Raw genomic sequence first — 12,353 nt, forward strand, 5'->3', positions numbered from 1 at the left:
CGCACCCCACCCCCGGATGGAGCCGACCCACCGCGCCCCACACCCCGGGGCTTCGCCCCGACCCACCACTCCCCCACCCCGGGATGGAACCGACCCACCACGCACCCCACCCCCGGATGGAGCCAACTCACGACGGCCCTCACCCCCGGGTGGGGTGCCGGGGTGTGGGCGGCCGGGGTCCGTGGCGGAGCCCCGGGGGCGTCAGCCCGGGAGGTGCAGGCGCAGGACGGCGCGCTCGGACCACTCGGGTGGCGTGCCCAGCAGCGAGACCCCGACCATCACCACGAACGCGAGCGGCACCGTCCACGCCGCCGGCTGGGCGAGGAGGACCACCACCCAGCCCGCGCCGGGGTCCGCCAGTGTCGAGGCCAGCGCAGCGCCCGTCGCCGCGCACACCCCCGTCGCCAGCCCCGCCGCCGCCCCCGCCACCGTCAGGCCGCGCCACCAGATGCCCAGCACCAGCAGCGGGCAGAAGGTGGAGGCAGCCACCGCGAACGCCCACCCCACCAGCACGTTGATGTCGACCCGCTCCGCGGGGAGCGACAGCACCACCGCCACCAGCGCCCCCGCCGCCACCGCCTTCCGCAGCCGCGGCACGCTCGCCCGCGACAGGTCGTGCGAGAGGCCGCCGGCCAGCGCCATCAGCAGCCCGGAGGAGGTGGAGAGGAACGCCGCGAAGGCCCCGGCCGCGACGATTGCCGTGAGGACCTCCCCCCATCCCCCGCCGACGATCTCCCCCGGCAGCACCACCGTCACCGTGTCCGTCTCGCGGCTGTCCACCAGGTCGCGGGTGAACACCCGCCCCAGCAGCCCGTAGACCGCCGGAAAGAGGTAGAAGATCCCGAGCAGCACGATGACGCCGACCGCGACCCGGCGGGCCACCCACGCCGTGGCGCTGGTGTGGAAGCGCATGATCACGTGCGGCAGCCCCACCGCACCCAGCGTGGTCGCCAGCAGCACCGACCAGGTGGCCAGCAGCGGCTCCCCCGAGCCCCCGAGGTCCAGCAGCGGGCGGCTCCAGTCGGGGGGTTCCACGCGCAGCGCGTCCGCGCGGGCCTCCTCCCCCGCGTGCACGATGAGGAAGACCGCCGGGACCGCGATGAAGAGGAGCTTCACCAGGTAGTGGAAGCCCTGCACGTAGGTGGCCGAACGCATCCCGCCCGCCGCGATCGAGACGGTGACCACCACGCCCGCCAGCACCACTCCCACCCAGTACGGCGTCCCGCTGACCAGGTGCAGCACCACCCCGGCGCCCTTGAACTGCGGCACCAGATACAGCCACATGATCACCAGCACGATGACCGCGCACAGCTTGCGTATGGTCTCCGAGCCGAGCCGGTAGTCGGCGAAGTCCGGCACCGTGTACGCCCCCGAGCGCCGCATCGGCCCGGCCACCAGCGCGGCGACCGCCACGTACCCGGCGGTGAAGCCCACGGCGTACCACAGGCTGCCGATGCCGTCCTTCAGCATCAGCCCGGCGAGCCCGAGCACCGAGGCGGCCGAGACGTACTCCCCGGCGATGGCCATGGCGTTCCACCCGGGCGCGACGCGCTGCGAGGCCACGAGGAAGTCGGGGGTGGAGCGGGCGGCCCGCACACCGTAGACCCCGATGATCATGCTGGCCGCCAGCAGCAGCCCGATCGCCAGCAGCCCCGTCATGACCGGTACCGGTACCGGTGCCGGCGCTGGTACGCGCGTTCGTGGGCCTCGGCGCGCCGCACGTGGAGGACCGCGATCAGCAGCAGCAGCGGGTAGCTGGCGGTCATCAGCAGCAGCCAGGACGCGGGGATGCCGAGGAGCGTCACCCGGTCGAGGGCGGGCAGCGCCCCCAGCACGCCGCTGAGCCCGAAGAGCAGCCCGCCGAGCACGGCCAGGGTGCGCAGCGCGAGCCGCCGCTGGCGGGCGAAGAGCGCGCGCGCCGCCGCGTCGTCCTCCGCCTCCGCGTCCGCGCCGGGGCTGGGGAAGTGCGGCGGCAGCAGGTGCTGGGCGGGGCGGTTCCTCCGGGACAGGGCGATCCGGGTCTGCGGGGAGGTGATGCGCACCCGGCGCGTCGGGCTCATCTCACCTCGTCCCGCGTCCCGTCGCGAACGCCCTCCCGAACGCCCTCCCGGGCGCCATCGCGCACGGCGGCCAGGAGGCGTTCCTTCAGCTCGCGGGCGTGGCGGCGGCTGACCGGCACGTCCCCGGCGGGCGTGCGGGCCAGCAGCCCGGAGGAGCTGGAGACCCGCAGGTCGCGCACCCACCGGACGGCGACCAGGTACCCGCGGTGGGCGCGGACGAAGCCGGCCGGGGCCCAGACCTCCTCCAGGTAGCTCAGCGAGAGGCGGATCAGGTGGCTGTCCTCGCCGGTGTGCAGCCGCACGTAGTCGCCGTGGGCCTCGGCGAACTGGATGTCGTCGCGATGGACGAAGACGGTGTGCCGGCCGGTCTCGATCTGCACCACCGACAGCTCGTCGGCCGCGGCCGGGCGCGGGTCGGGGGCGGGGCGGCGCAGCGCGCGGACGCGGGCGACGGCCTCGGCGAGCCGCTCGGGGCGTATGGGCTTGAGCAGGTAGTCGACGGCGCCGATGCCGAACGCCTCCACCGCGTGGTGTTCGGAGGCGGTGACGAAGACGATGGCGGGGGGCGTGGAGAGCATGCTGAGGACGCGGGCGACCTCCATGCCGTCCAGGCCGGGCATGGAGATGTCGAGGAAGACGGCGTCGAAGGTGTCGGTGCCCAGGCGGCGCACGGCCGCCTCGCCGCTGTCTGCCTCGCCGACCGCGCCGATCTCCGGGAGCCCGGCGAGCATCCCGGCCAGCTCCTCGCGGGTGGATGCCTCGTCCTCGACCACCAGGGCCCTCAGGCTCACGGTCATGTGGCGACCACTCCTCGCATGAAACGCGGCACCCGGATGACGACCTTCGTCCCGCTGCCGGGTGCCGTCTCGATGACCAGCCCGTACTCGGGCCCGTAGACGGTCCGCAGCCGCTGGTCGACATTGGCCAGGCCGACCCGCTTCGCGGGCGGCCCGCTGCCCGCCAGGATGGCCTGGGCGAACTCGGGGTCCATGCCGACGCCGTCGTCCTCGATCTCTATCACGCACAGCGGGCCCTCGCCGAAGCCGGAGACGGAGATCGATCCGCGCCCCGGTTTGGGCTCCAGGCCGTGCCTGACCGCATTCTCCACGATGGGCTGGATGACGAGGAAGGGGATGGCGACCGGCAGGACCTCGGGCGCCATTCGGACGGTCAGCTCCATGCGGTCGTCGAACCGGGCGCGCTGGAGCTCCAGGTAGGTCTGGATGGCCTGGAGCTCCTCGGCGACGGTGGCGTAGTCGCCCTTGGTGGAGAAGCTGTAGCGGAGGTAGTCGGCGAAGTCGTTGAGGAGGGTGCGGGCGCGGTCGGGGTCGGTGCGTATGCGGGCGCCGATCACGGCCAGGGAGTTGTGCAGGAAGTGGGGGGAGATCTGGGCGCGGAGGGTGCGCAGGTCGGCCTGGGCGATGCGGGCGCGGGCGCGGCGCAGCGCGGCGTGGTCCAGCGACCTGGCGACCAGGGCGGCCACGGCGGTGAGCTCCTCGTCGGCCCGGTCGGCGTCGTGCTCCTCGGCGTCGTCGCCGGCGCGCACGGCCAGGGCGCCGCTCAGCTCGCCGGCGACGATGAGCGGCACGGCCGACCAGGGCGGGCGGTGGGCCGGCAGGGCCTGCTCGTACGCCTGGGTGAGGAGGGCGGTCAGCTCCTCGGACTCGGGCCCGGGTCCGGCGACGGCGACGGGGCCGTCGAGGTCGGCGAGGACGACGGTGGTGGCGTTCAGCAGCCGCTTCAGGCGCCGCGCGGCCTGGGCGCAGCCGCGGCCGCCGAGGCCGTCGCGCAGGTCGTCGTCCATGCGCTGGACGGCGGTGAGCACGCGCACGGTCAGCCCCGCGTCGGGCCGGCCGGCAGCTCGCCGCGCTCGCCTGAAGTCCAGCATGGCCCGCACGCTAGCCCAGCGCGGCGCGGTCCAGTAGGGCCTGAACGCCTTCAACCCCCTGAACGCCATCAGCCGTGGGTCGGCGGCCGTCGCCCGCGTCGCCGCTCCCGCCGCGCGTTCCGCTCCCGCTGCGCGCTCCGCTCCCGCTGCTCACGCCGCTCGCGCCGCTCGACCTCGGCCAGCGGCGGGTGGAGCCGCATCGGCCCGTACGGGTCGGTGTCGGTGCGGCGGGGCGGCTCGGGTCCGTCGGGGCCGACGCGGATCATGCGCTCGACGCGGATGATCTGGAAGCGGCGGCCGAGGACGCGCAGCTCGTCGCGGGGCGGGCCCGCGCGATAGCGCTCGGCCGCTTCGGCGTATGTCTCGGCATCGGCGGGCGAGACATCCTGCTCCAGCTTGGGCAGGAACTCGGCGAGGTAGTTGTAGAGAGTGGCGCGGGCGTCCTGCGGCGTGGGGTGGAGCCCGGCCATCGGCTCCCAGGATGCCTGCTTGCGCTCGGCGAAGGTGAAGGCGGCGGGCAGCAGCACCACGCCGGGGTGGGTGCGCAGGGCGCGGCGCGAGTCCTCCCTGACCTCCTGCGGGATGCGCGGGGCGCGGTAGCGCAGCGGCAGCAGCTCCATGCGCTGGATGCTCTCCATGACGCCGGTGGCCTTGGCGTGGTCGATGACGAAGCCCGTGGTCCGGCAGCGCGGGGAGCGGCACCGGTCACCGATGTCGCGGCCGGGGTCGTCGGGGTCGGTGGGCCGGGGGCCCTCGATGCCCTCCGAGCCGACGCGGGCGAACTCGTCGCCGCGCACGACGCGGTAGCGGGTCTCGCCCACGGCCAGCTCGTTGAGGGGCTCGGTCTCCAGGCGGGCCACGGCGGCGAGCAGCTGCTCGCGCAGCGGGTCGCCGGCGTTCGTCTCGTCCTTGGCGCGGAACCACAGGTGGGAGTTGAGGGCGTCGCGCGAGTGCTGGGGGAAGCCGTCGGACACGTCGCTGAGCAGCCGCCAGCCGGGGCCGTCCTCGGGCGCCTGCGCGGCGAAGCCGAAGACGGGGCCGCGGATGACGATGTTCGGGTAGCGCCCGGCCGCCCGGATCGTGTCCTGCTCGGTGACCTCGGAGACCGGATCGTCCCGGCGGATGACCGTGATGGTCAGGTGGCGTGGCGTCTTCCGGTGATCCCTCATGTGCCCAGTGTGACGGCAACGGCCGTGCCGGGGCAGGCGTTTGCCGGAATTCTCATCATGACGGGGAGAGTGTCGGGTAGGGGTGACGGGGAAGCCCGGGGTCCTGAGGGGGCCTCTCAGGACCCCGGGCTGGGGTCGCCGGGTGGTGACGAGTCCCGGCGAGTCGTGGGGACGGGGCTGGTGGCTCAGTGGCTGCTGGCCTTCTCGGCGCCGGCGCCGGTGAGGGCCCGCACCTGGAGCTGAGCGAACTTGTCGGCGTTGGTCTCCTTCGACATCCACGTGCCGACGACGGCGCAGAGGAAGCCGAGCGGGATGGAGACCAGGCCGGGGTTCTCCAGCGGGAACCAGGAGAAGTCCACGCTCTTGGGGAAGAGCGCGAGGTTCTCGCCGGTGTCGGGGTTGACCTTGCCGGAGACGACGGGCGAGAAGAACACCAGGATGACGGCGCTGGCCAGGCCGCCGTAGATGCCGGCGACCGCGCCCTGGGTGTTGAACCGCTTCCAGAAGAGGCTCAGCAGCAGCGTCGGCACGTTGGCGGAGGCGGCGACGGCGAACGCCAGGGCGACGAGGAAGGCGACGTTCTGGTTCTGGGCGAAGATCGCCAGCACGATCGCGACGGCCCCGACACCGAAGGCGGCGTAGCGGGCGACGCGCACCTCCTCCTGGCCGGTGGCCTTCCCCCGGCGGAGCACGCTGTTGTAGAAGTCGTGCGCCAGCGAGGACGAGGAGGCGATCGTCAGGCCGGCCACGGTGGCGAGGATGGTGGCGAAGGCGACGGCGGCGATGAAGGCCAGCAGCACGGCACCGAGCCAGTCGCCGCCCCAGTAGTCGCCGACGGCCTCGGCGAGCATGGGCGCCGCCGTGTTGCCCGCCTTGTCCTGGGCGACGATGGCGTCCCGTCCGACGAGTGCGGCGGCGCCGAAGCCGAGGACCAGCGTCATCAGGTAGAAGGTGCCGATCAGGCCGATGCCCCAGTTGACGGACTTACGGGCGGCCTTGGCGTCCGGCACCGTGTAGAAGCGGATCAGGATGTGCGGCAGGCCGGCGGTGCCGAGGACGAGGGCGAGACCGAGGCTGATCAGGTCGAGCTTGTTGGTCAGCGTCTTCCAGGAGTCGCCGGGCACCTCGACGCCGTATCGCTGGCCGGGCTGGAGGAACGCCTCCTTCACGCCGCTGGCCTCGGAGGCGTCGCCCAGCAGCCCGTTGAGGTCGAAGTCGAAGATCGCCAGCGCCAGGATGGTGATGAGGATGGCGCCGGTCATCAGCATGGACGCCTTGATGACCTGCACCCAGGTGGTGCCCTTCATGCCGCCGATGGAGACGTAGAGGGTCATCAGGATGCCGACGACGACGATGCCGACGATCTTGGCGGTGTCGGCGTCCATGCCGAGGAAGGTCTCGCCCTCCTCGATGCCCAGCAGCAGGGAGACGAGCGCACCCGCGCCGACCATCTGCGCCAGCAGGTAGAAGATCGACACGACGAGGGTGGAGACCGAGGCGGCGGTCCGCACCGGGCGCTGCTTCATGCGGTACGAGACCACGTCGGCCATGGTGTAGCGGCCGGAGTTGCGCAGCAGCTCGGCGATGAGGAGCAGCGCGATCAGCCAGGCGACGAGGAAGCCGATGGAGTACAGGAAGCCGTCGTAGCCGGAGAGGGCGATGATGCCGGCGATGCCGAGGAAGGAGGCGGCCGACATGTAGTCGCCGCCGATGGCGAAGCCGTTCTGGACGCCGGAGAAGGCGCGGCCACCGGAGTGGAAGTCGGCGGCGGTCCTGGTCTGGCGGCTGGCCCAGATCGTCACGCCGACGGTGATGGCGATCAACGCCAGGAAGAGGACGAGCGTGATCGTGCGCTCGCCGGAGGTCGTCGCGTCCTGTGCGAAGGTCATCATGACTGCTTCCCTCCCGGCGTTCCTTCCAGTTCGGCGCGCAGCTCGTCGGCGAGCGGGTCGATGCGGCGGCCGGCGTAGCGGGAGTACCAGATGGCGATGCCGAAGGTGGAGACGAACTGGAGCAGGCCGAAGACGAGGGCGACGTTGATGTTGCCGGCGACCTTGTTGTCCATGAAGCCGCGGGCGTAGACCGACATCACCACGTACAGCAGGTACCAGGTCAGGAAGGCGATGGTGAGCGGGACCACGAAGCGCAGGAGGCGGCTGCGCAGCTCGCGGAAACGCGGGTCGTCGTGCATGGCGACCGAGCGGGTTTCCAGGTCGCCGCCCGGCGCCCGCGGGTCACCGCCCGCGGGTACGGAATCCGTCGTCGTCATCATCGGCTCCTGATCGGCTCCTGGTCGGTCCCGTAGGGGGATCGCACGGGCAATGTAGGGAGCGTCACAACCGCTGGGCAGTCGACCGACGACAACACTCGGTGAACGCCGGGATGCGGCGCCGAACGGTCGCCCGGGATGCGACGAGCGGTCGGATTCCACGACGAGCGGACGGCCAGGCAAGCCGAAGGGCCTCTCCCCCGCCGTGGTGATGGCGGGAAAGAGGCCCTTGCGCGTGTACCGCGGCCTGGCGGCCCGGCGTCAGGTCACTTGATGATCTTGGTGACCTGGCCGGCGCCCACGGTCCGGCCACCCTCGCGGATGGCGAACTTCAGGCCCTCCTCCATGGCGATCGGCTGGATGAGCTCGACGCGCATCTCGGTGTTGTCGCCCGGCATGACCATCTCGGTGCCCTCGGGGAGGTGCACCACGCCGGTCACGTCGGTGGTCCGGAAGTAGAACTGCGGGCGGTAGTTGTTGAAGAACGGGGTGTGACGGCCACCCTCGTCCTTCGACAGGATGTACGCCGTGGCCGTGAACTCGGTGTGCGGGGTGACCGAGCCCGGCTTGATGACGACCTGGCCGCGCTCGACGTCCTCGCGCTTGATGCCGCGGAGCAGCAGGCCGACGTTCTCACCGGCCTGGCCCTCGTCCAGCAGCTTGCGGAACATCTCGATGCCGGTGACGGTGGTGGTCGACTTCTCTTCCTTGATGCCGATGATGTCGACGGTCTCGTTGACCTTCAGCACACCGCGCTCGATACGGCCGGTGACGACCGTGCCGCGACCGGTGATGGTGAAGACATCCTCGATCGGCATCAGGAAGGGCTTGTCGATGTCACGCTCCGGCTGCGGGATGGACTCGTCCACCGCCTGCATGAGCTCCAGGACGGACTGGGCCCACTTCTCGTCGCCCTCCAGCGCCTTCAGCGCGGAGACCTTGACGACCGGCACGTCGTCGCCGGGGAACTCGTACTCGGTGAGCAGCTCACGGACCTCGAGCTCGACGAGCTCCATGATCTCCTCGTCGTCCACCATGTCGGCCTTGTTCAGCGCGACCACGATGTAGGGCACGCCGACCTGCCGGGCCAGGAGCACGTGCTCCTTGGTCTGCGGCATCGGGCCGTCGGTGGCGGCGACCACCAGGATCGCGCCGTCCATCTGGGCGGCACCGGTGATCATGTTCTTGATGTAGTCCGCGTGGCCCGGGCAGTCGACGTGAGCGTAGTGACGGTTCTCCGTCTGGTACTCGACGTGCGCGATCGAAATGGTGATACCGCGCTGGCGCTCTTCGGGCGCCTTGTCGATGTTCTCGAACGCCGAAACCTCGTTCAGGTCCGGGAAAGCGTCATGCAGCACCTTGGTGATCGCCGCGGTAAGCGTCGTCTTGCCGTGGTCGATGTGACCGATGGTGCCAATGTTGACGTGCGGCTTAGTCCGCTCGAACTTCGCCTTCGCCACTGGGGTCCTCCTGTGGACTGGTGCTGTACGCCCTCCGCACCATGCGGAAGGTTTCAGTTGACGTACCGAACCGGTCAGGACCCCGAGGGGAAACCCTTGACCGTTTCGCCTGATATTGACCTAATGAGATGGTCTAGCTCCAGCTTACGGGCTACTCGCCCTTCGCCTTCGCGATGATCTCCTCGGAGACGTTCTTGGGAACCTCACCGTAGGAATCGAACTCCATGCTGTAGCTCGCGCGGCCGGAGGTCTTGCTGCGCAGGTCACCCACGTAGCCGAACATCTCCGACAGAGGCACCAGCGCCTTGACGACCTTGGCACCGCTGCGGTCCTCCATGGCCTGGATCTGGCCACGGCGGGAGTTGATGTCGCCGATCACGTCGCCCATGTAGTCCTCGGGCGTCGTGACCTCGACCTTCATCAGCGGCTCCAGCAGCACCGGGGCGGCCCGCCTGGCAGCCTCCTTGAACGCCATCGACCCGGCGATCTTGAAGGCCATCTCGGAGGAGTCCACTTCGTGGAACTGCCCGTCGAGCAGGGTCACCTTCACGCCGGTCAGCGGGTACCCGGCGAGCACGCCGAACTCCATCGCGTCCTGGCATCCCGCGTCCACCGAGGGGATGTACTCCTTGGGGATGCGGCCACCGGTGACCTTGTTCTCGAACTCGTACCCGTCGCCGTCCAGCGGCTCCAGGCTGATCTGCACCTTGGCGAACTGGCCGGAGCCACCCGTCTGCTTCTTGTGGGTGTAGTCCACCTTCTCCACGGCGCGGCGCAGCGTCTCCCGGTAGGCGACCTGCGGCTTGCCGACGTTCGCCTCGACCTTGAACTCCCGCTTCATGCGGTCGACCAGGATGTCGAGGTGCAGCTCACCCATGCCGGAGATGATCGTCTGGCCGGTCTCCTGATCCGCCTTGACCTGGAAGGACGGGTCCTCCTCGGCCAGGCGCTGGATCGCGACGCCCAGCTTCTCCTGGTCGCCCTTGGACTTGGGCTCGATGGCGACCTCGATGACGGGCGCGGGGAAGTCCATCGACTCCAGGATCACGGGGTTGGTCTGGTCGGAGAGCGTCTCGCCCGTCGTGGTCTGCTTAAGCCCCATGACGGCCACGATGTCGCCGGCGCCGACGCGGTCGATCTCCTCACGCTTGTTGGCGTGCATGCGGTAGATCTTGCCGATCCGCTCCTTCTTCTCCTTCACCGAGTTCAGCACCTGCGAGCCGGCGGTCAGCACGCCGGAGTAGACCCGGATGAAGGTGAGCTTGCCCAGGTGGGGGTCGCTCGCGATCTTGAAGGCCAGAGCGGCCAGCGGCTCCTGCTCCGACGGCTTGCGGACGATGACCTGCTCGGCGTCGCGCGGCGCGTGACCCTCGACCGCCTCGATGTCCAGCGGCGAGGGCAGGTACCGCACCACCGCGTCGAGCAGGGGCTGCACGCCCTTGTTCTTGAACGCCGTGCCGCAGAAGACCGGGGTGATGGTGGTGTCGGCCTGGCCGGTGGAGGCCAGGGTGACGCGGCGGACGGCCGCGTACAGCTGCTCCACGGAGGGCTCCTCGCCCTCCAGGTACAGCTCCATCATCTCCTCGTCGTTCTCCGCGACGGCCTCGACGAGCTTGCCGTGCCACTCCTCGGCCTGCGCGCGCAGGTCCTCGGGGATGTCCACGACGTCGTACATCTCGCCGAGCTTGGTCTCCTCGGACCAGACCAGGGCCTGCATGCGGACCAGGTCCACCACGCCCTTGAAGCCGGCCTCGGCGCCGATCGGGAGCTGCATGACCAGCGGGGTGGCCTTGAGCCGGTCGACGATCATGTCGACGCAGCGGAAGAAGTCCGACCCGGTGCGGTCCAGCTTGTTGACGAAGCAGATGCGCGGCACGCCGTAGCGGTCCGCCTGGCGCCAGACGGTCTCGGACTGGGGCTCGACCCCGGCCACCCCGTCGAACACCGTCACGGCGCCGTCGAGGACGCGCAGCGAACGCTCCACCTCGACCGTGAAGTCCACGTGGCCCGGGGTGTCGATGATGTTGATCGTGTTCTCCACGTCATCGACCGACCAGTGACAGGTGACAGCGGCGGAGGTGATGGTGATCCCCCGCTCCTGCTCCTGCTCCATCCAGTCCGTGGTGGCGGCGCCGTCGTGAACCTCACCGATCTTGTAGCTCATGCCGGTGTAGTACAGGATGCGCTCGGTGGTGGTCGTCTTGCCCGCGTCGATGTGGGCCATGATCCCGATGTTGCGAACCCTGGCCAGGTCAAGTGAAGTGGTAGCCATCTGGCTTCAGTCTTCTCTCGGTCTCGATGGGGTTTGCGACTACCAGCGGTAGTGCGCGAACGCCTTGTTGGACTCGGCCATCTTGTGGGTGTCCTCGCGCTTCTTCACCGAGGCACCGAGCCCGTTGGAGGCGTCGAGCAGCTCGTTCATCAGCCGCTCGGTCATGGTCTTCTCGCGGCGGGCGCGGGCGTAGCCCACCAGCCAGCGCAGCGCGAGAGTCGAGGAGCGGCCGGGGCGGACCTCGACCGGCACCTGGTAGGTGGCGCCGCCGACGCGGCGGGAACGGACCTCGAGGGTGGGCTTGACGTTCTCCAGCGCGCGCTTGAGCGTGATCACCGGGTCGTTGCCGGTCTTGTCCCGCAGGCCCTCCATGGCGCCGTAGACGATGCGCTCGGCGGTGGAGCGCTTGCCATGCAGCAGCACCTTGTTGATCAGGGAGGTCACCAGAGGAGAGCCGTAGACCGGGTCGATGTGGACCGGGCGCTTCGGGGCAGGGCCCTTGCGAGGCATCGCTTACTTCTCCTTCTTGGCGCCGTACCGGCTGCGGGCCTGCTTGCGGTTCTTCACACCCTGGGTGTCGAGGGAGCCGCGGATGATCTTGTAGCGAACACCCGGCAGGTCCTTCACACGGCCACCGCGCACCAGCACGATGGAGTGCTCCTGAAGGTTGTGGTTCTCCCCCGGGATGTAGGCGGTGACCTCGATCCCGTTGCTCAGACGCACACGGGCGACCTTGCGCAGGGCCGAGTTCGGCTTCTTGGGGGTCGTCGTGAAGACACGCGTGCAGACGCCCCGGCGCTGCGGGGATCCCTCGAGCGCGGGCGTCTTGTTCTTCTCGACCTTGTCCTGCCGGCCCTTGCGGACCAGCTGCTGGATCGTTGGCACCGTTTCTCCGGTTTCTCTGTGCCGATCTCGGTAAGGCTAACCTGGAACACTCCCCGACCCACGCGGTCGGGCGTGTCGATAGCTGCACGGCTCCCGCGACCGCGGTGAAGAATGCAGATCCCGGAGTTCGGGCTGACGCTCCGGGCTTTCACCGAAAGAGCGCAGGGAACACCCCAGGCACAAGGTCAGAGCGTACCCAGCGCACGGGCTGCGGTCAAAACGACCACTCGATCGCACGTATGAGCGCACAATGGCCCGATGAACGACGAGGAAGCCCCTGCCCAACCCCTCCCCGATCCGGGGGACTCCGCGCCCGGACCCCCGCCGGGGGCTCCGCCCCCAGACCCCCG

The 12,353-nt window shown here is 70.2% G+C and carries 11 protein-coding genes; all 11 read right to left on the reverse strand.

Annotated elements, in window-relative coordinates:
* Positions 1-201 precede the first annotated feature (201 nt).
* The 11 genes from ACTWQH_RS31830 to rpsL all read right to left on the reverse strand — a co-directional run bounded on the left by ACTWQH_RS31830 (position 202) and on the right by rpsL (position 12,003).
* The gene (locus ACTWQH_RS31830) at positions 202-1,659 is read right to left on the reverse strand and encodes a sodium/solute symporter (protein ID WP_443290290.1); all 1,458 of its coding nucleotides are present in this window, start codon (positions 1,657-1,659) and stop codon (positions 202-204) included.
* Positions 1,656-2,060, reverse strand: a complete 405-nt coding sequence (locus tag ACTWQH_RS31835) for a hypothetical protein (RefSeq protein WP_443290291.1) — start codon at positions 2,058-2,060, stop codon at positions 1,656-1,658. The genes ACTWQH_RS31830 and ACTWQH_RS31835 overlap by 4 nt, the downstream gene beginning before the upstream one ends.
* Positions 2,057-2,857, reverse strand: coding sequence for a LytR/AlgR family response regulator transcription factor (locus tag ACTWQH_RS31840; protein WP_443290292.1), 801 nt, complete (start codon positions 2,855-2,857; stop codon positions 2,057-2,059). Before ACTWQH_RS31840 ends, ACTWQH_RS31835 begins: the two co-directional genes overlap by 4 nt.
* On the reverse strand, positions 2,854-3,948 hold the full coding sequence (locus ACTWQH_RS31845) for a sensor histidine kinase (RefSeq protein ID WP_443290293.1): 1,095 nt from the start codon (positions 3,946-3,948) through the stop codon (positions 2,854-2,856). Before ACTWQH_RS31845 ends, ACTWQH_RS31840 begins: the two co-directional genes overlap by 4 nt.
* A 68-nt stretch (positions 3,949-4,016) precedes the next feature.
* Positions 4,017-5,117: a DUF5954 family protein gene (locus tag ACTWQH_RS31850; protein ID WP_443290294.1), complete on the reverse strand. Its 1,101-nt coding sequence runs from the start codon at positions 5,115-5,117 to the stop codon at positions 4,017-4,019.
* A 185-nt stretch (positions 5,118-5,302) separates the two neighbouring features.
* On the reverse strand, positions 5,303-7,009 hold the full coding sequence (locus ACTWQH_RS31855; protein ID WP_443290295.1) for a solute symporter family protein: 1,707 nt from the start codon (positions 7,007-7,009) through the stop codon (positions 5,303-5,305).
* Positions 7,006-7,386, reverse strand: coding sequence for a DUF485 domain-containing protein (locus ACTWQH_RS31860; protein WP_443290296.1), 381 nt, complete (start codon positions 7,384-7,386; stop codon positions 7,006-7,008). Before ACTWQH_RS31860 ends, ACTWQH_RS31855 begins: the two co-directional genes overlap by 4 nt.
* A gap of 266 nt (positions 7,387-7,652) precedes the next feature.
* Positions 7,653-8,846 carry an elongation factor Tu gene (gene tuf / locus ACTWQH_RS31865; RefSeq protein WP_443290297.1) on the reverse strand — a complete coding sequence of 398 codons (1,194 nt, stop codon included), beginning with the start codon at positions 8,844-8,846 and terminating at the stop codon, positions 7,653-7,655.
* Between the two features lie 151 nt (positions 8,847-8,997).
* A complete protein-coding gene (fusA, locus tag ACTWQH_RS31870) occupies positions 8,998-11,118 on the reverse strand; it encodes an elongation factor G (RefSeq protein WP_443290298.1) in 2,121 nt (706 codons plus the stop codon).
* Between the two features lie 39 nt (positions 11,119-11,157).
* A complete protein-coding gene (gene rpsG, locus ACTWQH_RS31875) occupies positions 11,158-11,628 on the reverse strand; it encodes a 30S ribosomal protein S7 (RefSeq protein WP_443290299.1) in 471 nt (156 codons plus the stop codon).
* A 3-nt stretch (positions 11,629-11,631) separates the two neighbouring features.
* The gene (gene rpsL, locus ACTWQH_RS31880; RefSeq protein WP_049572471.1) at positions 11,632-12,003 is read right to left on the reverse strand and encodes a 30S ribosomal protein S12; all 372 of its coding nucleotides are present in this window, start codon (positions 12,001-12,003) and stop codon (positions 11,632-11,634) included.
* Between the last annotated feature and the right edge of the window lie 350 nt (positions 12,004-12,353).

Origin of the sequence: Streptomyces sp. 6N223, from assembly GCF_052246635.1 — a bacterium.
GTDB lineage: Bacteria > Actinomycetota > Actinomycetes > Streptomycetales > Streptomycetaceae > Streptomyces.